At 70.0% G+C, this 21,315-nt stretch carries 20 protein-coding genes; 10 read left to right on the plus strand and 10 right to left on the minus strand.

Going from position 1 to position 21,315, the window contains the following annotated elements; genetic code table 11:
• Positions 1-199: 199 nt before the first annotated feature.
• The 4 genes from ACQ86G_RS04205 to purE are packed head-to-tail and all read right to left on the minus strand — an operon-like array spanning position 200 to position 3,821.
• A complete protein-coding gene (locus ACQ86G_RS04205) occupies positions 200-1,138 on the minus strand; it encodes an SGNH/GDSL hydrolase family protein (RefSeq protein WP_431259465.1) in 939 nt (312 codons plus the stop codon).
• Positions 1,139-1,160: 22 nt separating this feature from the next.
• Positions 1,161-2,159, minus strand: a complete 999-nt coding sequence (locus ACQ86G_RS04210; RefSeq protein ID WP_431261330.1) for an L-threonylcarbamoyladenylate synthase — start codon at positions 2,157-2,159, stop codon at positions 1,161-1,163.
• 25 nt (positions 2,160-2,184) lie between these two features.
• A complete protein-coding gene (locus ACQ86G_RS04215; RefSeq protein WP_431259466.1) occupies positions 2,185-3,357 on the minus strand; it encodes a 5-(carboxyamino)imidazole ribonucleotide synthase in 1,173 nt (390 codons plus the stop codon).
• On the minus strand, positions 3,357-3,821 hold the full coding sequence (purE, locus tag ACQ86G_RS04220; protein WP_431261331.1) for a 5-(carboxyamino)imidazole ribonucleotide mutase: 465 nt from the start codon (positions 3,819-3,821) through the stop codon (positions 3,357-3,359). Before purE ends, ACQ86G_RS04215 begins: the two co-directional genes overlap by 1 nt.
• A gap of 160 nt (positions 3,822-3,981) precedes the next feature.
• Between purE and ACQ86G_RS04225 the strand changes: the two genes are divergently transcribed.
• Entirely contained in the window at positions 3,982-4,947 is a 966-nt protein-coding gene (locus ACQ86G_RS04225; RefSeq protein WP_431259467.1) for a tetratricopeptide repeat protein, read from the plus strand.
• Here the strand turns inward: ACQ86G_RS04225 and ACQ86G_RS04230 are convergent, their stop codons facing one another.
• Positions 4,948-5,739: a DeoR/GlpR family DNA-binding transcription regulator gene (locus ACQ86G_RS04230; RefSeq protein ID WP_431259468.1), complete on the minus strand. Its 792-nt coding sequence runs from the start codon at positions 5,737-5,739 to the stop codon at positions 4,948-4,950.
• Positions 5,740-5,946: 207 nt separating this feature from the next.
• On the opposite strand from ACQ86G_RS04230, the gene ACQ86G_RS04235 reads away from it, so the two are divergent.
• From ACQ86G_RS04235 to ACQ86G_RS04265, 7 genes are read left to right on the plus strand one after another with little or no spacing between them, the layout of a single operon-like run.
• Positions 5,947-8,232, plus strand: coding sequence for a TonB-dependent receptor (locus ACQ86G_RS04235; RefSeq protein WP_431259469.1), 2,286 nt, complete (start codon positions 5,947-5,949; stop codon positions 8,230-8,232).
• 49 nt (positions 8,233-8,281) lie between these two features.
• Positions 8,282-9,454 carry an alkaline phosphatase D family protein gene (locus ACQ86G_RS04240; protein ID WP_431259470.1) on the plus strand — a complete coding sequence of 391 codons (1,173 nt, stop codon included), beginning with the start codon at positions 8,282-8,284 and terminating at the stop codon, positions 9,452-9,454.
• Positions 9,451-10,581, plus strand: coding sequence for an ABC transporter substrate-binding protein (locus ACQ86G_RS04245; protein ID WP_431259471.1), 1,131 nt, complete (start codon positions 9,451-9,453; stop codon positions 10,579-10,581). Before ACQ86G_RS04240 ends, ACQ86G_RS04245 begins: the two co-directional genes overlap by 4 nt.
• The gene (locus tag ACQ86G_RS04250) at positions 10,578-11,573 is read left to right on the plus strand and encodes an alkaline phosphatase family protein (RefSeq protein WP_431259472.1); all 996 of its coding nucleotides are present in this window, start codon (positions 10,578-10,580) and stop codon (positions 11,571-11,573) included. The genes ACQ86G_RS04245 and ACQ86G_RS04250 overlap by 4 nt, the downstream gene beginning before the upstream one ends.
• Entirely contained in the window at positions 11,564-12,397 is an 834-nt protein-coding gene (locus ACQ86G_RS04255; protein WP_431259473.1) for a hypothetical protein, read from the plus strand. Before ACQ86G_RS04250 ends, ACQ86G_RS04255 begins: the two co-directional genes overlap by 10 nt.
• Positions 12,394-13,257: an ABC transporter permease subunit gene (locus ACQ86G_RS04260; protein ID WP_431259474.1), complete on the plus strand. Its 864-nt coding sequence runs from the start codon at positions 12,394-12,396 to the stop codon at positions 13,255-13,257. Before ACQ86G_RS04255 ends, ACQ86G_RS04260 begins: the two co-directional genes overlap by 4 nt.
• A 55-nt stretch (positions 13,258-13,312) precedes the next feature.
• On the plus strand, positions 13,313-14,368 hold the full coding sequence (locus ACQ86G_RS04265) for an ABC transporter ATP-binding protein (RefSeq protein WP_431259475.1): 1,056 nt from the start codon (positions 13,313-13,315) through the stop codon (positions 14,366-14,368).
• 39 nt (positions 14,369-14,407) lie between these two features.
• On the opposite strand, the gene ACQ86G_RS04270 is transcribed toward ACQ86G_RS04265, so the two are convergent.
• The 3 genes from ACQ86G_RS04270 to ACQ86G_RS04280 form a co-directional block, all read right to left on the minus strand.
• Entirely contained in the window at positions 14,408-15,088 is a 681-nt protein-coding gene (locus ACQ86G_RS04270; RefSeq protein ID WP_431259476.1) for a glutathione S-transferase family protein, read from the minus strand.
• Between the two features lie 122 nt (positions 15,089-15,210).
• Positions 15,211-15,639, minus strand: coding sequence for a hypothetical protein (locus tag ACQ86G_RS04275; protein ID WP_431259477.1), 429 nt, complete (start codon positions 15,637-15,639; stop codon positions 15,211-15,213).
• 126 nt (positions 15,640-15,765) lie between these two features.
• The gene (locus ACQ86G_RS04280; RefSeq protein WP_431259478.1) at positions 15,766-16,389 is read right to left on the minus strand and encodes a hypothetical protein; all 624 of its coding nucleotides are present in this window, start codon (positions 16,387-16,389) and stop codon (positions 15,766-15,768) included.
• 70 nt (positions 16,390-16,459) lie between these two features.
• On the opposite strand from ACQ86G_RS04280, the gene ACQ86G_RS04285 reads away from it, so the two are divergent.
• Positions 16,460-18,253, plus strand: a complete 1,794-nt coding sequence (locus tag ACQ86G_RS04285; protein WP_431259479.1) for a glycoside hydrolase family 15 protein — start codon at positions 16,460-16,462, stop codon at positions 18,251-18,253.
• A 29-nt stretch (positions 18,254-18,282) separates the two neighbouring features.
• Here the strand turns inward: ACQ86G_RS04285 and ACQ86G_RS04290 are convergent, their stop codons facing one another.
• A complete protein-coding gene (locus ACQ86G_RS04290) occupies positions 18,283-19,047 on the minus strand; it encodes an SDR family NAD(P)-dependent oxidoreductase (protein ID WP_431259480.1) in 765 nt (254 codons plus the stop codon).
• 174 nt (positions 19,048-19,221) lie between these two features.
• On the opposite strand from ACQ86G_RS04290, the gene ACQ86G_RS04295 reads away from it, so the two are divergent.
• Positions 19,222-20,166 (plus strand): LysR substrate-binding domain-containing protein, encoded by a 945-nt coding sequence (locus tag ACQ86G_RS04295; RefSeq protein WP_431259481.1) that lies wholly within the window; start codon positions 19,222-19,224, stop codon positions 20,164-20,166.
• A 30-nt stretch (positions 20,167-20,196) separates the two neighbouring features.
• Here the strand turns inward: ACQ86G_RS04295 and tehA are convergent, their stop codons facing one another.
• On the minus strand, positions 20,197-21,210 hold the full coding sequence (tehA, locus tag ACQ86G_RS04300) for a dicarboxylate transporter/tellurite-resistance protein TehA (RefSeq protein ID WP_431259482.1): 1,014 nt from the start codon (positions 21,208-21,210) through the stop codon (positions 20,197-20,199).
• Positions 21,211-21,315 lie beyond the last annotated feature (105 nt).

A 21,315-nucleotide genomic window follows, 5' to 3' on the forward strand; every position in this document is an offset into this window, starting at 1 on the left:
GGCGCTAAATCGAACGGTCGTTCGTTTTTCTCAGGGATCACTTTAAGCGCACGTCCGGCGGCGCTTACAAAGGAAAACCCTGACAAGCCACAGCATGCCAGGGTCGGGGGGACGACGGACGCACAACCTGACCCCTGCGAGGCGCGGCTGCAACACTCCTGTCATCGACGCGCGCGCGATGCGCGCGGAAAGATCGTCTTCAGAACGGGTTGTTCGACGCCCGGTTGATGGCCTGGTTGGCCATGTTGGTGTGCATCACCGGCGAGACCAGCAGGTCGCTGGCCCACATGTGCGTGCCCGAGGTGGCGTTGGCCACCAGCGTCTTGTCGGTGCAGACCGGCGGCAGCGAGGTCGCCAGGCAGGCGCCCTCGGTCGAGTTGGTCGCGCCGTACAGCGTCGGGTAACGGCTCATCGTGCCCATCAGTTCATCGGTCAGGATGAGGCCGATGTAATGGCCGTCGTTGCGGATCTTCAGGCGCATGCCGGCGTTGAAGCGGCGCGACAGTTCCGACAGCAGCGCGACACGGTCGGTGTCGGCGTGGGCGGCCTTCTCCTTGATCGCGAACGGCGACAGGCCCAGGTCCTGCACGGTGGACAGGATGATGCGGCCGTTGGCGTCGACGATGCGGTTGACCTGCGCGCCCAGCGCCTCGCCGCGCGCCTGCGCCGCGTTGCCCAGCGTGGCGGCGTCCTGCGCGGGGAACTGCGCGTACAGCTCGAGCACGTCGTTGGCGCCGGCCAGGATGGTGACCAGGTCCTTCGGATTGAAGCCGTCGAGCGCGAACTGGCGGTCGATCTGCGCGGCCACGTCGGCGACCTTGGCCCCGGCGGCGGCATACATGCGCGCGGTCGGCGTGGCCAGCTTGTCCGGGTTGCACTCGCCGAACACGAGGCCGAAGTGCCCCGCGAGCTGCTGCGTCCAGACCGGATTCAGGCCGCAGGTCACGGCCGAGGTGGTCGAGTCGACGCCGTTGATCGTGTACTTGGTGCCATCGCTGCGGATGACGCTCGACTCGTCGCCGAAGGCGAGGGCGCGCGTCGGACGGAACGGGTCGATCTGCTCGCCGCCGCCGCCACAGGCGGCCAGCAACGCGGTCGCACCCAGCAGCACGGCCAGGTGGCGCTTCACACTCTTCATGAACTCTCCAAATCTCGAAAACTCAGCGGGGCGCAAAGGCCGCCGCCGCGCGGGACAAGCGGTCCCGCACCCCATCCCAGGCGGCCTCTTGCGGGGGCGCCTCGATCCAGATCTCCGTCGCGCCGGCCGCGTCCAGCTCGCGCAGGACGGCAAACAGCTGCCGCGCCGCCGCGCGCGCCTGGGCCGGCATGGCCCGGTGCAGCGCGGGAGCGCCCGTCCCGTCGAAGGACGTGCGGGAATATACCGCCAGCCCCGCCGGAAGGTCGCCCGCCAGCGCGGCGCGTAACGCTTCCGGGGCCATCAGCCGGACCGTGGCCCGCGGCGCGTAATGCGCCGCCAGTGTGCCCGACGCGCGCGGCGCCCGGGCATCGGGCGCTTGTAAAGCGAGGCCCGCCGCGGCTTCCAGCTGTTCCGGCGTCAGGACGCCGGGTCGCAGCAGCACCAGGCCGCCGCGGCTGACGTCGACGATCGTCGACTCGATGCCGACATCGCAGGGACCGCCGTCCAGCACGGTCAGGCCGGGGTCGAACTCGTCGGCGACATGCGCGGCGGTGGTCGGGCTGACGCGGCCGAAGCGGTTGGCGCTCGGTGCGGCCAGGCCCTCGACGCCGAGGGCGCGGCACTCGGCCATCAGCGCGCGGAAGACCGGATGCGACGGGCAGCGCAGGCCCACCGTGTCCTGGCCGCCGGCGGCGGCGGCGGCGATGCCCGGCACGCGCCGGACGATCAGCGTCAGCGGGCCGGGCCAGAAGGCCTCGATCAGCCGGTGGGCGACGGGAGACAGGTCTTGCCCGAAGACGCGGGCGCCCTGCTCGTCGAGCACGTGCACGATGAGCGGGTGGTCGCTCGGCCGCCCCTTGGCGGCGAAGATCTTCGCGACGGCCCCGTCCCGGTCGGCGCGCGCCGCCAGGCCGTAGACCGTCTCGGTCGGCACGCCGGCCAGGTCCCCTGCGGCCAGCACGCGCGCGGTGGCGCGCACCGCGTCGGGCGAGGCGTCGGGGGAAAGGCCGTCGAGCACCATGGCGCCGGACCCCGTCACCACGGCGTCACCACGCGTCCGGCAGGCCGAGGAGCACGCAGGCGCGGCGAGCGCTGGCGCGGGCGTCCTCGGCGGTGGCGCCGATCACGTTCAGGTGACCCATCTTGCGCCCATGGCGCGCCTGCGCCTTGCCGTACAGGTGCAGCTCGGCGCCCGGCAGCGCCAGCACGCCCGCCCAGTCGGGCGTCCGTTCCCGGCCGTCCGCGTCGAACCACAGGTCGCCCAGCAGGTTCAGCATCACCACCGGCGAATGCAGGCGCGGCTCGCGCAAGGGCAGGCCGGCCATCGCGCGGACCTGCATCTCGAACTGCGAGACGTCGCAGGCGTTCATCGTGTAGTGGCCCGAGTTGTGCGGACGCGGCGCCATCTCGTTGACGACCAGGCGGCCGTCCTTCAGCACGAAGAACTCGACGCACAGCACGCCGACGTAGCCCATGCCGGTCGCGATCGCGGCGGCCGAGCGGCGCGCCTGCGCCTGCAGCGCCTCGTCGACGTCCGGCGCGGGCACCTCGGTGACGGCCAGGATGCCGTCGCGGTGCAGGTTCTGCTGGACCGGGAAGGTCACGACCTCGCCGTCGGCACCGCGCACGACCAGCACGCTCAGCTCCAGCGCCAGCGGCAGCATCTGCTCGAGCACGCAGTCGACGCGCCCCAGCTCATCGAAGGCCGCGACGAGCTGCGCGCGATCGGCGACGCGACGCTGGCCCTTGCCGTCGTAACCGAGGCGGGCGGTCTTGAGGATGCCGGGCAGCAGCGCGTCGGGCACGGCAGCCAGGTCGGCGGCCGCATCGGCGCCATGGCGCAGCACCGCGTACGGCGCGCACGGCACGCCGCTGGCGTCGAAGTGGGCCTTCTCGCGGGCGCGGTCCTGGCAGACCGCCACGGCGGACGCGCCGGGCGCGACGACGCGCACCCGCGCCAGATGCTCCAGCGCCCGGGCGGGCACGTTCTCGAATTCGGTGGTGACGGCGTCGCAGCGGCGGGCGAGGTCGTCGAGCGCCGCCGGGTCCAGGTAATCGGCCTTCAGGTGCTCCTGGGCGACCGCGCCGGCAGGACTGGACGCATCCGGGTCCAGCACCACGCAGCGATAGCCCAGCGCCTGCGCGGCATGGACGAACATGCGGCCGAGCTGGCCGCCTCCCAGCACGCCCAGCGTCGCGTCACCCGGCAGCAGCGGCATCAGCGCAGCTCCTCGGTCATCGCGGTGGCGGCGGCGGTCTGGCGCTTGCGGAAGGCGTCGAGCTTCGCGCGCAGGTCCGGGTTGTCGCGGGCCAGCACGGCCACGGCGAACAGCGCGGCGTTGCCCGCGCCGGCGGTGCCGATCGCGAAGGTCGCCACGGGGATGCCCTTGGGCATCTGCACGATCGAGTGCAGCGAATCGACGCCCTGCAGATGGCGGCTGGCGACCGGCACGCCGAGCACCGGCACGAGGGTCTTGGCGGCCAGCATGCCGGGCAGGTGGGCGGCGCCGCCGGCGCCGGCGATGATCGCCCGCAGCCCGCGACCTTCGGCCTGCTCGGCGTAGGCGAACATCTCGTCGGGCATGCGGTGGGCCGAAACGACCCGTGCCTCGAACGGCACGCCGAACTCGGTGAGAATGTCGGCGGCGTGCTTCATGGTCTCCCAGTCACTGCTGGAGCCCATCACCACGCCGATGACGGGGGAGATGTCGGGAGTGGTGGCGCTGCTCACGGGTCGGTCCTCGATTGTCAAATCGTGAAACCTTGAATTGTAGGCGGGGAGCCTCAGGTGCAGTTCTTGCCGTCCGGCTCGACTGCGCCCCGGCTTCCGACCGCTCCCCACCATGACCGACATCACCCTCCAAAACTTCGAAGCGGACCTCCTGCAGGCCTCCATGCAGCAGCCGGTGCTGCTGGACATCTGGGCGCCCTGGTGCGGTCCCTGCCGCACGCTGGGGCCGATGCTGGAGAAGCTGGAGGTGGCCTATGCGGGCCGCTGGAAGCTGACCAAGCTCAACAGCGACGACCAGCCGGAGATCGCCACGCAGCTGAGCCAGGCCTTCGGCGTGCGCTCGATCCCGTTCTGCGTGATGTTCGTCGGCGGGCAGCCGGTCGACGGTTTCGTCGGCGCGATCCCGGAGGCGCAGATCCGCGAGTTCCTGGACCGTCACGTGCCGACCGGCGAGGCGCTCGAGGCCGAGGAGGACCTGGCCGAGGCGCAGGCGCTGCTTGAGGAAGGCGATGCCGACGGCGCGCTGCAGAAGCTGCAGGCGGCGGTGCAGGCCGATCCGAACAACGAGGTGGCGCGCTTCGACCTGATCCGCGCGCTGCTGGAGGACGACCAGCTGGAACATGCCAAGGCGGCCTTCGCGCCGGTGGCGCACCAGGCGGCGGACACGATCACGCCGCATGCGCGGTTCCAGGCGCTGGCCGCGTGGATCGCCGCCGCGGACCGTGCCGAGCAAGGACTGGACCCGGCCGCGCTGCAGGCGGCGATCGCCGCCAACAAGCGCGACTTCGATGCGCGCTACGCGCTGGCGCAGGGGCTCTTCGCGGGCCGCGACTTCACCGGCGCGATGGAGGAGCTCCTCGAGATCATCATGCGTGACAAGACCTGGAACGACCAGCTCGCGCGCAAGACCTACGTCGCGATCCTCGAGATCATGACGAAACCCGTCCAGCCGGCGCATGGCCACGGCGCGGGCGCGCCGCAGGCCGGCGGCCTGCAGCTGTCCGGCCACAGCACCGTGGCCCCGGCCGACCCGCTGGTCGACCAGTACCGCCGCAAGCTGAGCATGGCGCTGTTCTGATCAGAACATCACCTGCGCCACCCCGGCGCGGGTGAGCCGATCCAGTTCCTGCGGATCGGCTTCGTTGTCGGTGACCAGCACGTCGATGTCGGCGCAATCGCAGACCTGCATCCGGCTGCCCTGCCCCAGCTTGCTCGAATCCGCGAGCAGCACGCGCTGCCGCGCCCTTGCCAGCATGGCCTGCGCCACCGCCACCTCCGCCCACAGGTAGCTTGACGCGCCCTGCCGCGCATCGAGCGCGGTCGGCGAAATCAGCGCGACGTCGACGCGATGCCGCGAGATCTCCGCGACGGTGAATTCGCCGAAGGTGCCCGAGGTCTCCGGTACATAAGCCCCGCCGAGCATCAGCAGCTCGTGCCCCTGGCGCCCCGCCATCGCGTCGCACACCGCGACCGAGTTCGTGATCACCCGCAGTTCCTGCGCCTGGGCCAAGGCCTGCGCCAGCGCATGCGTCGTCGACCCCGCATCGATGAACAGGCTCATCCCCGGCCTGACCAGGGTGAGCGCCTGGCGCGCGATCGCCTGCTTCTGCCGCCGCCGCGACTGCGCGCGCTCCGCATAACTCGCCTCGGCCGGCACCTCCGACTGCACCGCGCCGCCGTGCACGCGGGCGAGCTTGCCGCCCTGCTCCAGCTCGATCAGGTCGCGCCGCACCGTCTCGCGCGACACGCCGAGCTCGCGCGCCGCCTCGTCGGTCGTGAGGCGATGCCGCTCCCGCAGCAGCAAGAGGATTTTGTCGTGTCGTTCCTGGGACCACATGGATCGCTTGTTCTCCCTGCATGGACCTCGCATTCACCCAAACCCGCGCAGCGTCTTCATGACAGTTTGAGGATTTATTTGTGATGTTGTGGATATCCAGCATCCCGCGCGAAGCCGGCTGTGGTTTTTCGTGTTTGTCGTTGTCTTGTCGTGGACGGTTGTGACAGTGCGGTCCGTTCGTTAGTCAAACCGACTGTCTTCCGACGTCTCCCCGACACCTCAACGCACCGAGTCCCCACCATGAAGCACCCGATGCCCACCGCCCTGGTCCTGGCCCTGAGCCTGGCCTACGTCTTCCCCGCCGCCGCGCAATCCACCGACGCGGCCAGGTCCGCCGACACCGGCGCCGCCACCTCGTCGTCATCCTCGTCGGAGCGCTCGGAGCGCTCGGAGCTCGAGCGCGTCACCGTTTCCGTCGGCCGCGGCCAGCTGCGCTCGGTGCAGAGCCTGAGCCAGACCGAGTTCGACAACGCCCTGGCCGGCAGCAGCCCGCTGGCGACCGTCGCCCGCCTGCCCGGCGTGAACTTCCAGTCCGCCGACGGCCTGGGCAACTACGAGTGGTCGACCCGCTTCACCGTGCGCGGCTTCTCGCAGAACCAGCTCGGCTTCACGCTCGACGACGTGCCGCTGGGCGACATGTCCTACGGCAACTTCAACGGCCTGCACATCAGCCGCGCGATCTCGAGCGAGAACGTCGGCCGCGCGTCGCTGTCGCAGGGCGCCGGCGCGCTGGAAGCGGCCTCGTCGAGCAACCTCGGCGGCACGCTGCAGTTCTATTCGAGCGATCCGCTGGACAAGTTCGGTTTCCGCGTCTCGCAGACCCTGGGCAGCGATTCCGCCACCCGCACTTTCCTGCGCGTGGACAGCGGTCGCACGGTGCTGGGCGACTTCTACGTCAGCTACACCAACCAGGATGCCGACAAGTGGAAGGGCGACGGCAAGCAGAAGCAGGAGCAATGGAACCTGAAGTGGACCAAGGCGATCGGTGACAGCCGCCTGTCGGCCTTCGTCAACACCTCGCGCCGCAAGGAAGTGGACTACCAGGATCTGTCGCTGGACCTGATCAAGCGCAAGGGCGACAAGCTCGACAACTTCTACCCCGACTGGAACGCCGCGGTGAACGCCGCCAACACCCTGTGCGGCAACAAGGGCACGACCTACGTCGCCGCCTGCGATGACCAGTACTACGCCGGTGCCGGCCTGCGCAACGACGAACTGGCCGGCGTTTCCGCCGACCTGCGGCTGGCCCCCGGCGTCACCTGGAAGACCACGGCCTACTACCACCACAACAAGGGCATCGGCCTGTGGTTCACGCCGTATGTGGCCTCGCCGGACGCCACGCCGATCTCGGTGCGGTCGACCGAGTACGACCTCCACCGCGGCGGCGTGGTCTCCAACGCCGAGTTCGAGCTGGGCGATCACCTGATCAAGGCCGGCGTCTGGTTCGAGGACAACGACTTCGACCAGGCTCGCCGCTACTACGCCGCCTCGTCCAGCTTCGACGTCTACCGCTTCCCCAGCAACCCCTTCCGCACGGACTGGCAGATGGCCTTCAACACGAAGACCACGCAGCTCTCGGTGTCGGACACCTGGTCGGTGACCAAGGACCTGACCGTGGGCGCCGGGTTCAAGTCGCTGAACGTCAAGCTCGACGCCGAGCGCACGGCCGGCGGCACCTTGCCCTCCGGATCGATCAAGGCGGACAAGGGCTTCCTGCCGCAGCTGGGCATCAACTACCGCCTGTCGGCCAACAACGAGCTCTACGGCACGGTCGCGCGCAACATGCGCGCCTACCAGGGCTCGGCCACCGGCATCGCCCCGTTCGCGACGGACGTCGCCGGCTTCGCCGAGATCAAGGGCAAGCTCAAGCCCGAGACCTCGGACACCTTCGAGGCCGGCTGGCGGACCAGCGGCCGCGGCTATGAGGGCTCGGTCAGCGCCTACCTCGTCAACTTCAAGGACCGCCTGCTGGGCGTGCAGCCGGGGTCCGGCATCCAGGGCGCGGCCCTGATCCTGGCCAACGTCGGCGACGTGCGCGCCACCGGCCTGGAAGCGGCGCTGTCCTTCCGCCTGGCCCCGACGCTCTCCTGGTACAACAGCGTGAGCCTGTCCAAGTCGACCTACCGCGACGACGTCGTCATCAACGGCGCGCTGACGGCGACCCGCGGCAAGCGCGTCGCCGACGCCCCCGACACGATGGTCAAGTCGCAGCTGACCTATGACGACGGCGCGCTGTTCGGCACCCTCGGCGTGGACTACATGTCCAAGCGCTACTACTCGTACACCAACGACGCCTCGGTCCCGGACCGCACGCTGGTGAACCTCAGCGCCGGCTACAAGCTGAAGAACGTGTCGATGCTGCGCGAAGTGAGCCTGCAGGGCAGCGTGAACAACCTGTTCGACAAGCACTACATCTCGACGATCGGCTCGAACGGCTTCGTGAACAGCGATCCGACCGGCTCCGCCGCGACGCTGCTGCCGGGCGCGCCCCGTCAGTTCTACGTGACGCTGACCGGGAAGTTCTGAGGCCATGGCCGGGGACGTCGATGACGTGAAGGGCCCCGCAGAGGGAACCGTGCAGACGGGCGCCCGGCTGACGCGCCGTCAGCTGCTGGCGGGTTCGCTGGCGGGGCCGATCGCGGGATCCTTGGCGACGCCGCTGGCAGGCTGCGCCACGTCGGATCCGGCAGCCGCGGAGGTCGAGGCAGCGGCGCCCCGGCGCTTCCGCGTCGCCTTCGGCTCCTGCGCGAAGCAGTCCAAGCCGCAGCCGATCTGGCGCGCGATCGGGGCGGCGAAGCCGGACCTGTTCGTCTTCCTCGGCGACAACCTGTACGCCGACGCCCGCGACGAGGCCACGCTGCGCCAGCGCTATGCCGAGTTCATGGCGGTCGAGCCGCTGCAGGCGTTCCGGCGCTCGACCCGTCACGTCGCGATCTGGGACGACCACGATTTCGGCGACGACGACGAAGGCGCGGACTACCCGCTGAAGCAGCTCTCGCAGCAGCTGTTCTGCGACGCGTGGAACGAGCCGGCGGACTCGCCGCGCCGGAGCGCGGACGGCATCTACCAGAGCTATGTCTTCGAAGCGCTGGGCAAGCGCATCCAGGTGATCCTGCCGGACCTGCGCTTCAACCGCACGATGCTGACGGCGGATCCGTCGCTGAAGTCGAGCTATGCGGCGATGGTGCTGCGGGCCAAGCTCAGCGGCCAGCCGATGACGGGCTGGTACGTGCCCGACGCGCGGCCCGAGGCGACGCTGCTCGGCGAGGCGCAATGGACCTGGCTCGAGGCGCAGCTGCGCGTGCCGGCGGACGTGCGGCTGATCGGCTCCAGCGTGCAGTTCGCGGCGGACGGCAGCGGCTGGGAAGGCTGGGCCAACTTCCCGCGGGAACGCGATCGGCTGGTCGAGCTGATCCGCACGACGCGCGCGGAAGGCGTCGTCTTCCTGAGCGGCGACATGCATTACGCGGAGCTCTCCAGCGTGGACGTCGCCGGCGGCTATCCGCTGTGGGACGCGACCGCCAGCGGCCTGACCGAGGTCTGGGACATCCCGACGCCCAACCGCCACCGGCGCTCGGCGGTGATGGCGGAATTGAACTTCGGCCTGCTCGATGTCGAGCCTGTCACCGAAGGGGAGGATGATCTCCGCCTGCGCTTCGCGCTGTGCGACGTGAATGGAAAGGCCAAGGTGACGAAGGAACTGACGCTGTCGGACCTGCGCTTCCCGGCCAAGGAGAAGACCGCATGACCTTGTCTCGACGCAGCCTGCTGCGGACCCTGCCCGCTTCGCTGCCGGCCCTGGTGCCCGCCACCCTGCCCACCCTCCTGCCCGCCTCGTTCGGGCTTTTTGCGTTTGGCGCCCATGCACAAGGGGGTCAGCCGGCCTCCGCCGCGCTGGACGCGCTGATGACGGCCGCGCGCAAGGAGGGCCGCGTGAACAGCCTGGGCATGCCCGACGACTGGGCCAACTGGCGCGCGACCTGGGCCGACCTGCAGCGGCTCTACGGCCTGGCGCATGTCGACACCGACATGAGCAGCGCCGAGGAGATCGCCAAGATCGAGGCCGAGAAATCCAACGCGAGCGCGGACCTCGGCGACGTCGGCTTCGAGTTCGGCGCGATCGCGAAGGCGCGCGGCATCACGCAGCCGTACAAGCCGACGACCTGGGCGCAGGTGCCGGACTGGGCCAAGGACGCCGAGGGCCACTGGGCGCTCGCCTACACCGGCACGATCGCGTTCGCGGTCAACCGCAAGCGGCTCAAGGACGTGCCGCGGAGCTGGCAGGCGCTGTTCGCGTCCAAGGCGCGCGTGATGATCGGCGAGGTCGGCCGCGCGGCGCAGTCCAACGCGGCGGTGCTCGCGGCGGCGGTGGCGCTGGGCGGCGACGAGACCAGGCTGCAGCCGGCGCTGGCCGCGTTCGCGCAGATCGCCAGGGACAAGCGGCTGATCGGCACCAACGCGACGCCCGCGCTGATGGAGCGCGCCGAGGCCGACGTCTTCCTGCTGTGGGACTTCAACGCGCTGTCCTATCGCGCGAAGCTGCCGAACGCGGCGGACTACGAGGTCCTGATCCCGTCCGACGGCTCGATCACCAGCGGCTACACGACCATCCTCAACCGCTGGTCGCAGCGTCCGAACGCGGCGATGCTGGCGCGGGAGTACATCTTCAGCGACGCCGGCCAGATGAACCTGGCGCGCGGCCACGCGCGGCCGATCCGCATCGCGCAGCTGCCGCTGCCGGCGGACCTGAAGGCGCTGCTGGTGCCCGAGGCGCAGTACGCGAAGGCACGTGCGCTGAAGCCGGCCGTCTGGACCGAAGAGGTCAAGAAGCTGCCGCGCGCGTGGCAGCGCGAGGTGCTGGGGGCCGCGCGATGAACCCGGGCACCGGTCCTCTGCCTCCGCCGTTTCCCGGCGCCCCGACGAGCGGCACGACGCCTCCTGCCGCGGCGGCGACCCCATCGATCGCCACGGCGCCGCCGGCCTCCCTGCCGGTCCCGTCGTCATCGATCGATGCCGCCGCCGAAGCAGCGGCCGCGATCGCGCAGGCGGCGGATCCCGCGCGCAAGCTCGTCGTGCTGCTGGCCGACGGCCTGCGCGCCGACACCGCGCGCGACTACATGGGCTACCTGCAGGCGTTGAACGAAGCGGGCCGCGCGCAATGGCGCTCGCTGCGCTGCGAGCTGCCAAGCCTGTCGCGCCCGCTGTACGCGACGGTGATCAACGGCGAGCCGCCCTTGGCGCACGGCATCCTCGGCAATGACCAGGCCGGTCAGCCGCTCTCGCACCACCTGTTCCAGCAGCTGGACGCGCAAGGCGTCCCGGCCGCGATCGCCGCGTATCACTGGTTCTACGAGCTGCTGGCCGGCGAGGTCTTCGATCCGCTGCGCCATCGCGACGCGGTGCCGGCGGGCTGCGGGATCCAGGCGGCGCGCTGGTACTGGGAGGACGACTACCCCGACAGCCACCTGCTCGCCGACGCCGAAGCGCTGCGCCGTGCGCACCTGCCCGTGCCCGGACCGTCGCTGCTGTTCATCCATCCGATGGGACCGGACCTGGCGGGCCATGTGCACGGCGGTGAATCGACCCAGTACGCGATGAGCGCGCGCAAGCTCGACATGCTGCTCGCGCAGCTGCTGCCGCGCTGGCACGCCGACGGCTTCGACCTGCTGCTGACCAGCGACCACGGCATGAACGCCGACCGCATGCACGGCGGCCCGCTGCCGGTGGAGCGCGAAGTCCCGCTGGTCTGGGTGCCGCACGATGGCGCGGTGGGTCTGGCGCTGCCGGAGCGGCAGACGGACATCGCGGGTTGGATCCTCACTCGACTGGGTGTCGAAGGCACGGGAGATGCCGCCGCATGCCGTTGAACGCGAGCAATGCCTGGAGGCAATCGCGGCCGCTGCTCGTGCTCACGGGCGTGGCGCTCGTCCTGCCCTTCGGCTGGCGCGCAGTGTCGGTGCTTGGCGCCTGCATCGGGCACGGCGGCGACTGCGCGCTGGGCGAGCTGACTGCGGATGGCTACTACCTCGAAGCCGCCTGGAACACGCTGTGGTTGAGCGCCTTGTCGGCGCTCATCGGTCTGGCGATCGGCCTCGGCGCGGCGATCGCGCTGCGGCGCCTGCCCAGACTGGCGCAGCCGGTGACGCTGCTGGCGAGCCTGGGGGCGAACTTCTCGGGCGTGCCGCTGGCCGTGGCGCTGCTGCTGCTCTTCGGCGCGCAGGGCGTGGTGTCCGTGTCGATGCAGTCGATGGGCCTGCCGCCATGGGTGGACCTGCAGGGTCTGGGCGGTCTGCTGCTCGCGTACGTGTGCTTCCAGGCGCCGCTCGCGGCCCTGCTGCTCATGGCGCCCGTGACGATGCTGGATGCCTCGCTCCAGGACGCCGCGGCCACGCTGGGCGCCGGTCCGCTGCTGTACTGGCGCCGCGTCGGCCTGCCACTGATGCTGCCCAGCCTGGTGGAGGTCTTCGGCCTGCTCTTCGCCAACGCGGCCGCGGCGTTCGCGACGCCGTTCGCGCTGAGCGGGACGGCGGCGCACGTGCTGGCCGTCCGCATCGCCGCACTGGTCAGCGGTGACATCTTTGCGCAGCCCGAGCTGTCGGCGCTGCTGGCCCTGGTGCTCTTCGCGATGCTGGCGACGGTCATCGGCCTGACGCGCTGGTTCGCCGCACGGCTTCGCCAGGGGAAGGCATGAACGGCGCCAGGACTGCCACCGCCCCGTCGCGGTCGATCGCCAGCCGGCCGACGCTCTCCGTGCTCGCGCTGGCGGCGCTGCTGAGCGTCGTGCTGGTCCCGATGCTGGCGCTGCTGCTGTACGGCCTGACCGAGCGTTGGGATCGCCACTGGTGGCCGGAGGGTCCGACCTTGCGCTGGATGGCCGAGGCGGTGCTCGATCCACGCGTCCAGGCGGCGGTGCTGCGCACGACGCTGCTAGCGCTGGCGAGCGCCTGTCTGGCGCTGGTCTGCGGTGCGATGGCGACGATCCCCGCTGCCATCGCGTCGCAGCTCGACAGGCACTATCTGGCGCCGATGCTCCAGCGCACCTTGGACCTGATGGCGCTGCTGCCCTTTGCGATCGCACCGGTGGTGATCGCGATCAGCGCGCTGGAGCTCTTCGTCGGGCGCTGGGGTCGCTGGTTGCCGCTGCCGCTGGTCTACGTCGCGGTGGTCGCGCCGACGCTGTTCCCGCTGATCCACAAGACGCTCCAATCGGCACTCGCGCAGCTGAACGCGGCCTCGCTGATCGAGGCGGGCCGCACGCTCGGCGCCAGCGACGGCCACACGGTGCGCCGGGTGCTGCTGCCGATGCTCGCATCGGCGCTGCTCGCCGCGTTCCTGCTCGCGTGGGTCACGGCGGCCATGGAATTCGCGATCGCCAACCTGCTGCTGGGCGGACAGCTGGAGCTGCTGCAACCGCTGATGAACAGCCTGCGCAACGCCAACGGCCACCAGGCGGCGGCGCTGATGGTGCTGGCCTTCGCCGGCGTCGGCGCGGTGGTCGCGGCGGTCGCCGCGCTCACCCGCCGCTGGACGTCAGGAGCGCAGGGCCGATGAGCACACGCATCGCGACGACCTCGCGCTCCCGCCTCACTTCAAAGACTTCCGTGCGATGACCTCGACCGCTCCTTCGCTCTCCATCGATGCCGACCTGCCGGCGCAACTCGCGGTCCGCGGCGCGGAGCTCGCGCTCGGCGGGCGCCCGGTCCTGCGCGGCGTCGACCTGGCACTGGCGCGCGGCGAGGTCGTCGCACTGCTGGGCGCCTCGGGCTGCGGCAAGACGACGCTGCTGCGCTCGATCGCCGGGTTGCAGCGACTGGACCGCGGGTCCATCGCGATGGCGGGCCAGTACGTGCAGTCGTTGCCGCCGCAGCAGCGCGACATCGGCATGGTGTTCCAGCACTACGCCCTGTTCCCCAACCTGTCGGTGCGCGAGAACATCCGCTTCGGCCCGCTCGCGCGGGGTGAGGAAGCGGCACTCGCCGACACGCGGGCAGACGAGTTGCTGGATCTGATCGACCTGCGCGCGCTGGCGGACCGGCTGCCCCAGGCACTGTCGGGCGGTCAGCGGCAGCGCGTGGCGCTCGCACGCGCGCTGGCCACGCGGCCGATGCTGCTGCTGATGGACGAGCCGTTCTCCGCGCTCGACGAGCACTTCCGGCTGCCGCTGCGACGGCAGTTCCGGCAGCTCCAGCGCGAGCTCGGCCAGAGCTGTGTGATCGTCACGCACGACCGCGAGGAAGCCTTCGAGATCGCCGACCGCGTGGCGGTCATGTTCGACGGCGTCATCGCGCAATGCGCGTCGCCGCGGGAGCTGCGACGGGCGCCGGCGAACCGCCGGGTGGCGGACTTCCTCGGCATCTTCAACCGGCTGGAGGCGAAGACGCTGGAAGGCGCGTGGCATCGGGAGAGCGGGCACTGGATCGCGCCGGTGGAGGCCCTGGTGCTGGACGACAGCCGCAGCCCAGAGGCCGCCTGCGAGGGCCTCCGCTTCACCGCGAGGCTGCGGGCGAGTTACCCGGGACAGCAGCGCGTGGCCTGCGAGCTGGCAGGGCCGGGAGGCCAGACCTTGACGCTGTGGCGTCGGCACGAGGACGAGGAACTCGCACCCGGCAGCGCGGTGCAGGTGGCGATCGCGGAGCCGGCATTGCGGTGGATCGAAGACTGACGATCAGTCCACACGAGTCACACGAGGATCCCTCGTGATTCAGTCCGCAGGGGCGTATTCCGCCGGCAACACTTCCCGATACGGATAGAACTTGAAGAACGGCCTCGCCTCGTCGAGCGTGCGTACGACCGAAGGGCGTTGCATCAACCGCGCGTAGTACGCCGCGAGCCGCTGCTGCGACTCCCCGAACGGTACCAGCGTCGCCGCATAGAACAGCGACGGCGCCGCCGCGCAATCGGCCATGCTGAAGTGCTCGCCCGCGGCCCACTCGCGATCGGCGAGACGCTTGTCGAGCATCCCATAGGCCATCGCCAGCGTCTCGCGCGCCTTGTCCACCGCGATCGGATCGCGGTCCGCCTCGGCGCGCAGCCGGTCCCCGACGATCGCCTGCATCGGCAGCATCACGTAGAGATCGAGCAGCCGGTCCATCAGCCTCACCTCCAGCGCCGCGTCCTCGTCCGTCGGCACCAACTGCTGATCCGGCCGCCCGTACCGCTTCGCGAGGTACTCGATGATCACGCTGGTCTCCGGCACCACGCGGTCGCCGTCGACCAGCAACGGCATCTTCCCGGTCGGCCAGAGGGCGAGGAACGCCTCCCGCTGCGCCGGATCGCCGAGGTTGAGGAAACGTCGCTCGACGTCGATGTCCAGCTCGTTCAACGCGATCAGCGCCTTGTGGCAGAACGAGGAGAGCGGATGGAAGTGCAGGCTCAGCGCCATGTCATTCACCTGGATGAGGTTGCCGTGAAAGACAGGTTAACCGGTGCGTACGTTGCGACGCGAAGGGCCGAGCTTGGAGATCCGCGACATCGGCAGCTCGATGCTGCCGCAACAGGTCCCGGTCAAGACGCTGGCTTGAACACCGGCTTCCACGCCTGGTCCTTGTTCTCCGCGTACCAGGTCCGCGTGTCGTATTGGCTGAAGATCTGCGTCCACTCGCCGTCGCGTCGGAACGCGGCGCCGTACGGGCTGCCCATCAGCATCACGCCGTCGCGCACGGCGAGGTGATGTCCGTAGATCTGATTGGGAACCTCGTCAGCCTTCCTCAGCGTATCGCCGTCAAGAACGAACAGGCCGACGTGCGTCGCGGCCCACAGCCGGTCCTCGTACCAGACGAGGTCCTGGATCGGCAGCGCGATCGTGCCGCGCGTGCGCAGCCGCTCCCAGCGATCCCCCGGCCCCGGAAGATCGTGTGCCCTGCGGCGATGTAGACATTCCCGTCCCCGCCGCAGCACACCGCGCTCAAGCCCCAATCGTTGGGGAAGCGGCATCGACGCCAGACGGCGCCGTTGAAGTGCCAGACGTCGCCGGGCGCGCCGACCGCATACACGTCATCGGCGGCGAAGCGATCGAAGTCCTCGAAGCTCATCGCGCGATCGCCGGGATCCGGGATCGGATCACCGAGGCACTGCCAGTCCCCGGCCCCTGCGCACCAGCATCTGCCGCGATCTGGTGCACGCGATCAGTTCGGCGCCGAAGCTGCGCACCCGCGAGATGCCACCCGTCAGGACGCCACCCTCGGACTTGAACGGCAGGCGCGGCTGGAACGGACTGCCCTCGGTGCTCTGCATCCACACCTTCGAGTCCGAGTCCACGATCGCGACCTTCCCCTCCGGCGCGAAGGCCATCGCGCAACGACTGGTGCCCAACCCGGCGACGTGAGCCACGCCGACCGGCCGCTCCGGCTCGTCGAGCCGCAGTCCGATCAGCCGCTTCGCCATCTTCCCCTCGGGCGGACCACCGCGCCCGCGACGGTGGATTTCCATCTGGTCGACGTCCTCGCGCATCAGCAGGTACAGGACGCCGCGATCCTTGATCTCGCAGTCGATCACTTCATAGCCGCCGAGGCGGGGTTCAACTGGTCGGGGTGGAAGCTCATCGGAGGACAGGTCGACAGGTTCGGACCCTGCGTTTATCCCGTCACCGGACCTCCCGGACAAGTGACCGAAGGCATCGGCCCGGTCCCCCCACATTCTGTTGCCATCACACACCGCCCACGAGACCGTCGACGCTCCTGTCACGGGAACGGTCCTTGCCCGCTGGCCAGCTTCCGTCCGTGCACATCGCAAGAACGACGAACAAGGAGGAACGATGGAAGCCGCCTCTCTGAAACTGGGCCTCGTCGGCAACTGCGCCGTCAGCGCATTGATCGACGACCGCGCCCGCGTCGTCTGGTGCTGCGCCCCGCGCTTCGACGGCGATCCCGTCTTCCACGCCCTCATCGACTCCCCGGAAGGCATCGGTCCTGACGGCACCTTCCAGGTGGAACTGGAAGATTTTTCCCGCAGCGAGCAGTCCTACGACCACGGCACCGCCGTGCTGCGCACCCGCCTCTACGACACGCACGGCAACGCGATCGAGGTCACCGACTTCATGCCTCGCTTCTTCCTCAACGACCGGCCCTACCGGCCCATGATGCTGGTGCGCCGCATGCGCCCGATCCAGGGCCATCCCCGCATCCGCGTGATCCTGCGGCCGGTCATCCAGTGGGGCTCCGCCCAGCCGGCCCGCACCCGGGGCAGCAACCACCTGCGCTTCGTCAGCCCGGACGGCACCATCCGGCTGACCACCAACGCGCCGCTGACCTATGTCCAGGAAGAGACGCCCTTCGCGCTCGACATGCCGATGAGCTTCATCTTCGGCCCCGACGAGACGCTGGACCGCGCCGTCGAGGACACCGCGCGGCTGCTCGAGGAGAAGACCATCAGCTACTGGCGCGACTGGACGCGCCGGCTCGCCATCCCGCTGGAGTGGCAGGAGGCAGTGATCCGCGCCGCGATCACGCTGAAGATGTGCCTGTTCGAGGAGACCGGCGCCATCGTCGCCGCGATGACCACCAGCGTGCCGGAGGCGCCGCACACGCAGCGCAACTGGGACTACCGCTACTGCTGGCTGCGCGACGCGTTCTTCGTGGTGCGCGCGCTCAACAGCCTGTCCGAGACCGGCACGATGGAGGACTACCTGCGCTGGATGCGCAACATCATCGGCCAGTCCAAGGACGGCCACGTGCAGCCGCTCTACGGCATCGGGCTGGAGGCCAAGCTCACCGAGTACATGGTCCCGCACCTGCGCGGCTACCGCGGCATGGGTCCGGTGCGCGCGGGCAACCAGGCCTACGAGCACTTCCAGCACGACGTCTACGGCAACATCGTGCTGGGCTCGGCGCAGTCCTTCTTCGACCACCGACTGCACCAGCGTGCCGGCATCGACGAGTTCGCGCTGCTGGAACGCGCCGGCGAGCAGGCCTTCGCCATCCACGACAAGCCCGACGCCGGCATGTGGGAGCTGCGCACGCGGGCGCGCGTGCACACCTCGTCGGTGCTGATGAACTGGGCGGCCTGCGACCGCCTGGCCAGGATCGCGAACGTGCTCTCGCTCCCGGAGCGCGCGGCCCTCTGGGCCGAACGCGCCGACCTCATCAAGCAGAAGATCCTCGACAACGCCTGGAGCGAGCAGCGCCAGGCCTTCGTCGAGAGCTTCGGCGGCAAGGACCTCGACGCCAGCGTGCTGCTGATGACCGAGGTCGGCTTCATCGATCCGATGGATCCCCGCTTCGTGAAGACCGTCGACGCGCTGGAGGCTTCGCTCTGCGACGGCCCCTACATGCGCCGCTACGAGGCGCCCGACGACTTCGGCAAGCCCGAGACCTCGTTCAACATCTGCGCGTTCTGGCGCATCGACGCGCTCGCGCGCATCGGCCGCGTCGAGCAGGCGCGAGAGCTGTTCGAATCGCTGCTCGCCTCGCGCAACCACGTGGGCCTGCTGTCCGAGGACACCCACCCGGTCACCGGCGAGCTGTGGGGCAACTTCCCGCAGACCTACTCGATGGTGGGCATCATCAACTGCGCGATGCGGCTGTCCAAGCCGTGGGACTCGGAGATCTGAACGGGCACCGCGCCCGCGGCCCTGCTCGCTCAGGCCTGCACCATGCCGCCGTCGACGAACAGCTCGATGCCGGTGACGAAGGACGAGGCGTCCGAAGCCAGGTAGACCGCCGCCTTCGCGATGTCCTCCGGCTGGCCGATGCGGCCGATCGGCAGCTGCGAGGTCAGGTAGTCCAGCAGGCCCTGCTGGTTGACCGGGTCGGGGCCGGCCAGTTCCACCAGGCCCGGCGTGTGGATCGGGCCGGGCGACAGCGTGTTGATGCGGATCGCGCGGCCCTTCAGGTCGAGGATCCAGCTGCGCGCCAGGTTGCGCACCGCCGCCTTCGTCGCGCTGTAGATGCTGAAGTTGGCCGTGCCCATCGCGCTCGTCGTCGATCCGGCGAGGATCACGGAAGCGCCGCTGACGGCCTTGTCCAGCAGCGGCAGCGCCTTCTGCACGGTGAAGATCACGCCTTTGACGTTGCGCTCGAAGGTCTCGTCGACGTGCTGCTCGGTCAGCTCGCCGAGCGGCGCCATCGTGCCGCCGCCGGCATTGGCGTAGAGCACGTCCAGGCGGCCATGGCGCTCGCCGACCTCGGCGTACAGCCGGTCGAGATCGGCCAGCTTCGTCGAATCCGCCTGCACGCCGATTGCGTTCGGGCCGATCGCGGCGACGGCCGCATCGAGTTCCGGCTTGCGCCGGCCGGTGATGTAGACGACCGCGCCTTCCGACGCGAAAGCCTTCGCCGCCGCCAGGCCGATGCCGGTGGTGCCACCGGTGACGACGGCGACCTTGCCTTCAAGTTGCTTGCTCATGATTCGCTCCATTCAGGATGTGGTGAAGAGGTGAGCGAAGCTTAAGAATTCGTCCCGTTCGAATAAAGCTGCTGATCCCGACTTCTTTTTTCCCATTCATGAATAATCGCCGCGTGGTCGCGAGGGCGGCGTCGTCCTGATGCGGCGGTGCCTGGCGACGTTGGGGAGAGATCGATGGATCAATTGCTGGCCCTGCGCGTCTTCGTGCGCATCGCCGAGTCGGGTGCGTTCTCGAAGGCCGCGGACGCGATGAACATTCCGCGTCCGACGGTGACGAAACTGGTGCAGGACCTGGAGCGCCATCTCGGCACACGGCTGCTGCAGCGCACGACGCGGCGCGTCAGCGTGACGCCCGAAGGTGCCGCGTACTACGAGCGCGCCCGGCGCCTGATCGAGGATCTCGCGGAGATGGATGAGCTGGCCGCGCAGACACGTGCGCAGGCGCGGGGGCGGCTGCGCGTGGACATCGGCTCGGTGCTGGCGAACATGATCCTGATCCCCGCCCTGCCCGACTTCCGCGCGCGCCACCCCGAGCTGCACGTGGACCTCGGCGTCAGCGACCGTCCCGTCGACCTCATCGGCGAAGGCGTCGACTGCGTGATCCGCGGCGGCGAGCTCGCGGACAACACGCTGGTGGCGCGCCGCATCGCCGACCTCGACTGGGTCACCTGCGCGAGTCCGGTCTACCTGAAGGCCCGCGGTGTCCCGAAGCATCCTTCCGAGCTGATCGCGCGTGCCCACGGGCCCGAGGACCGCACCCGCGTGCCGGGCCATGCGATCGCGGGCTACTTCTCCTCGTTGACGGGCCGGGCGTTTCCGCTGGAGTTCCATCGCGGCGAGGAGCACCTGCAGGTCGCCGGCGAGGCGGTGATGGCCGTCAACGAGAGCACCGCGCACCTGAGCGCGCTGCTCTCCGGCGCGGGCCTGGGCCAGACCTTCCGCTTCGCAGCCGCGCCGCATCTGGAGACCGGCGCGCTGCGCACGGTGCTCGACGACTGGAGCCGCCCGCGCCATCCGCTGCACGTGGTCTACCCGGCGTCGCGGCACCTGAGCGCGAAGCTGCGGCTGTTCGTCGACTGGGTGGCGGAGGTGTTCGCGCCGTTCGACGACCGGCGCTGAGTCGCAGGACCGTCGCGACGCTGCCGGGGCTCAGCGCATCGGCGCGCGGTCCGTCGGCGCTGCCGGCGCCGTTGCCGCGCTTGCCGGTGCCGGTGCCGATGCTGACGCCGGCTTCGCTCGCAACACCCACAGCACCGACGCGACCGACAGGCCGGCGATGACCACGTTGCTCATGACGAAGAGCGCCGGCGCGAGCGTCGTGAAGACCGGATCGTCGCCGCGTTCGGCGAAGCGCATCGTGCCGGTGGAGATCGCGGTCGCGCCGAAGGTGAAGGCCCAGTACGACAGCGTGAACGGCTGCCGGATCCACGGCATCAGCCGCAGCACCATCAGCGCCTGCACGATCGCATAGCCCAGCAGCATGCGGGCGACGAGGTCCGGCGGGCCGGTGGTGACCGCCGCGTAGGCGAGCAGCGAGACCGCCGGCGGCGCCATCTGGATGCCGACCGTCGGCCGCAACGTCAGGGGCAGCGGCTCGACGGTCAGCAGGCGGCCCAGGATGATGGACTCCTGCACGATCCAGGCCAGCACGCCGGCACCGAAGAACAGCTGGCCCCAGGTCGGCCAGCCGAGCGCCGACATCGCGATCGCGGACACCAGGTTGGCGCCCACCGTCGGCAGGTAGAGCACCGTCGTCGTGGTCTTCTCGTCGCGGCCGCCGCGCCACTGGCCGCCATGGCGCCACAACCCGAAGAGCAGCGACGCCGCCGCGCCCGCAAGGATGATCCCCGTCCCCACGCCGTGCGCATGCGGCAGCACGCCGATGCCGGCCAGCATCGTCGCCACCGGCACCAGGGCGATGAAGCAGCACAGGATCGGATGGGCGGCCTCGGCCTTCGCGGCCTCGCGCGCCGCGATCCACTTGATCGCGAATCGGAGGAGCAGCACCGCCCAGACGGTCACGGCGACCGCCATGACGGTCTCGCCGATCCATGCGGGGAAGCCCCACAGGCGCGCCGCCACGCGCCAGCCGTTGCCCAGGCCGGTCAGGCCCAGCACCATGCTGAAGTAGGAGGCGGGGACCGCCCATCGGGATGCGTTCATCGGGGTGCTCCTGCACACGACGACCGGGGAGGCGGTCGGACGAGCGGACTGTAGAGTGAGAATCGCTGCCGCTTTGAAATGGCCGCTGTGAAATGGCATTTGCCG

Source organism: Roseateles chitinivorans (assembly GCF_050632145.1).
Taxonomy (GTDB): Bacteria; Pseudomonadota; Gammaproteobacteria; order Burkholderiales; family Burkholderiaceae_C; genus Roseateles; species Roseateles chitinivorans_B.

Bases quoted from the DNA above. Each gene is read 5' to 3' on its own strand.
- ACQ86G_RS04205 (WP_431259465.1), bottom strand. From the start codon at position 1,138: ATGAAGAGTGTGAAGCGCCACCTGGCCGTGCTGCTGGGTGCGACCGCG.
- ACQ86G_RS04225 (WP_431259467.1), top strand. From the start codon at position 3,982: ATGACCGACATCACCCTCCAAAACTTCGAAGCGGACCTCCTGCAGGCC.
- ACQ86G_RS04215 (WP_431259466.1), bottom strand. From the start codon at position 3,357: ATGCCGCTGCTGCCGGGTGACGCGACGCTGGGCGTGCTGGGAGGCGGC.
- purE (WP_431261331.1), bottom strand. From the start codon at position 3,821: ATGGGCTCCAGCAGTGACTGGGAGACCATGAAGCACGCCGCCGACATT.
- ACQ86G_RS04260 (WP_431259474.1), top strand. From the start codon at position 12,394: ATGAACGGCGCCAGGACTGCCACCGCCCCGTCGCGGTCGATCGCCAGC.
- ACQ86G_RS04265 (WP_431259475.1), top strand. From the start codon at position 13,313: ATGACCTCGACCGCTCCTTCGCTCTCCATCGATGCCGACCTGCCGGCG.
- ACQ86G_RS04235 (WP_431259469.1), top strand. From the start codon at position 5,947: ATGAAGCACCCGATGCCCACCGCCCTGGTCCTGGCCCTGAGCCTGGCC.
- ACQ86G_RS04295 (WP_431259481.1), top strand. From the start codon at position 19,222: ATGGATCAATTGCTGGCCCTGCGCGTCTTCGTGCGCATCGCCGAGTCG.
- ACQ86G_RS04210 (WP_431261330.1), bottom strand. From the start codon at position 2,159: ATGGTGCTCGACGGCCTTTCCCCCGACGCCTCGCCCGACGCGGTGCGC.
- ACQ86G_RS04270 (WP_431259476.1), bottom strand. From the start codon at position 15,088: ATGGCGCTGAGCCTGCACTTCCATCCGCTCTCCTCGTTCTGCCACAAG.
- ACQ86G_RS04290 (WP_431259480.1), bottom strand. From the start codon at position 19,047: ATGAGCAAGCAACTTGAAGGCAAGGTCGCCGTCGTCACCGGTGGCACC.
- ACQ86G_RS04230 (WP_431259468.1), bottom strand. From the start codon at position 5,739: ATGCGAGGTCCATGCAGGGAGAACAAGCGATCCATGTGGTCCCAGGAA.
- ACQ86G_RS04285 (WP_431259479.1), top strand. From the start codon at position 16,460: ATGGAAGCCGCCTCTCTGAAACTGGGCCTCGTCGGCAACTGCGCCGTC.
- ACQ86G_RS04255 (WP_431259473.1), top strand. From the start codon at position 11,564: ATGCCGTTGAACGCGAGCAATGCCTGGAGGCAATCGCGGCCGCTGCTC.
- ACQ86G_RS04275 (WP_431259477.1), bottom strand. From the start codon at position 15,639: ATGCCGCTTCCCCAACGATTGGGGCTTGAGCGCGGTGTGCTGCGGCGG.
- ACQ86G_RS04245 (WP_431259471.1), top strand. From the start codon at position 9,451: ATGACCTTGTCTCGACGCAGCCTGCTGCGGACCCTGCCCGCTTCGCTG.
- tehA (WP_431259482.1), bottom strand. From the start codon at position 21,210: ATGAACGCATCCCGATGGGCGGTCCCCGCCTCCTACTTCAGCATGGTG.
- ACQ86G_RS04250 (WP_431259472.1), top strand. From the start codon at position 10,578: ATGAACCCGGGCACCGGTCCTCTGCCTCCGCCGTTTCCCGGCGCCCCG.